This window comes from Streptomyces sp. NRRL WC-3549 (genome assembly GCF_000721935.1).
Taxonomy (GTDB): domain Bacteria; phylum Actinomycetota; class Actinomycetes; order Streptomycetales; family Streptomycetaceae; genus Streptomyces.
In genome coordinates this window covers 59,053-60,901 of sequence record NZ_KL585401.1, presented here as the reverse complement: position 1 = coordinate 60,901, position 1,849 = coordinate 59,053, and the positions used below count along the sequence as shown (strand labels likewise).

General features: G+C 77.3%; 1 protein-coding gene. It reads left to right on the top strand.

From position 1 onward, the window contains the following. The coding region (locus IH13_RS0116760) for an FtsX-like permease family protein (protein WP_031085224.1) at positions 1-1,849 on the top strand (1,849 nt) is incomplete at both ends.

Genomic DNA, 1,849 nt, shown 5'->3' with positions numbered 1-1,849 from the left:
CCGCCGAAGAGGCCTTCGGCGGGCTCCCGGTGACCGTACGGAAACTGGAGAGTTCGGGGACCTACGCGCTGCCGCGCACCCTTCAGGACGCCGCCGGCCGGCGCGGCGAACCGGATCTCACGCACTTCGCCTCCCTCGACCGCAGCCGGGTCCGGCTCACCGCGGGACGCATGCCCGCCGCGGGCGCGGGCCCGGCCACCGGCCCCGTGGAGGCCGCGCTGCCCCGGGCCGCCGCCGAGGGGCTGGGGCTGAAGCCGGGTGCCACGCTGACCCTCACCGACCGGCTGGGCGGAACGTCCCTGCCGGTCGAGATCACCGGGGTGTACGAGGCCGCCGACACGGCCGATCCCTACTGGCGGCTGGACCCGCTGGCCGGGCGCGGGGTCGGCAAGGTCGTCTTCACCACCTACGGTCCGCTGCTCACCGACCCGGCCGTGCTCGGCTCCCCCCGGGTCACCACCGACCGGTCGTCCTGGCTGGCCTCCGCCGACTTCCGGACGGTGACCACCGAGCGGACGGGGGACCTGCGGCGGTCGGCGACGGACGGCGTGAAGGCGCTGGAGGCGGAGCCGGTGCTCGGCGGCGGGGCCACCGTGCGCACCTCGCTGCCCACCGTCATCGACCAGATCGATCGGGCCCTGCTGGTGTCCCGCTCGACCATCGTGATCGTCGCCGTGCAGCTGGTGCTGCTCGCCGGGTACACGCTGCTGCTGGTGGCCCGGTTGCTGAGCACCGAGCGGGCCGGTGAGACGGAGGTGCTGCGGGCCCGGGGCGGTTCGCGTGGCCGGATCGCCTCCCTGGCCGCGATGGAGGCGCTGCTGCTCGCGGTGCCCGCCGCGGTCGTCGCCCCGCTGCTGGCCGGGCCGTTGACCGGACTGCTCGCCGACCGCGGCGGGCTCACCCGGCTCGGACTGCGGCTGGAGTCCGGCGCGAACGCGGTGGTGTGGCTCGTCGGCGTCGGCGTCGCGCTCGCGTGCGCGCTGGCCGTGGTGGCGCCCGCGCTGACGGCGAGCGCGGGCATGCGGCGCGAGGGCCGGTCCGCGGCACTGCCCGGACCGGTGCGGGCCGGTGCCGACCTCGCCCTGCTGCTGATCGCCGGGGTGGCGTACTGGCAGCTGGACCGGCAGACCGGGACGTCCGGCAGCGGTGCGCTCAGCGGCGACCGGGAGGGCCGGCTCGGCATCGACCCGCTCCTGGTGGCCGCCCCCGCGCTGGCCCTGCTGGCGGGCACGGTGCTGACCCTGCGGTTGCTGCCGCCCGCGGCCCGGCTGGCGGAGCGCCGGGCGGCGGCGGGCCGGGGACTGTCCGCGGCGCTGGCCGGCTGGCAGTTCAGCCGTCGCCCGCTCCGGGGCGCGGGTCCGGTGCTGCTGCTGGTGCTGGCCGTGGCGACGGGCATGCTGGCGATCGGTCAGGCCGCCTCGTGGGACCGCTCGCAGAGCGACCAGGCCGACTTCCGGTCCGGTGCCTCGGTGCGGGTCGTGTCCGGGCCGGGCGGCGACCCGGCGAAGGCCGCGCCGTACACGGGTCTGCCCGGCGTACGGGAGACGGCTCCGGCCTTCCGCGCGACGGCGGAACTCTCCGGCGGGCGGACCGCCGAGGTGCTGGCCCTGGACACCGCGCACGCCGGTGAGCACCTGCTGATGCGCGAGGACCTCGCGGGTTCGGACCCGCGCGAGGTGTTCGAGGCGATCGCCCCGCCGGACATCCCGCGTGCCGGGGCGGTGCTGCCGGAGGGCAGCAGCCGTGTGCTGATCGACCTGCGCGTCCTGGACACCTCGGCCCCCGGGGGCAGGTCCCCGTCCGGTTCGGCCCCGGCGGTCGGCGTCCTGCTGGAGGACCGCCACGGCAT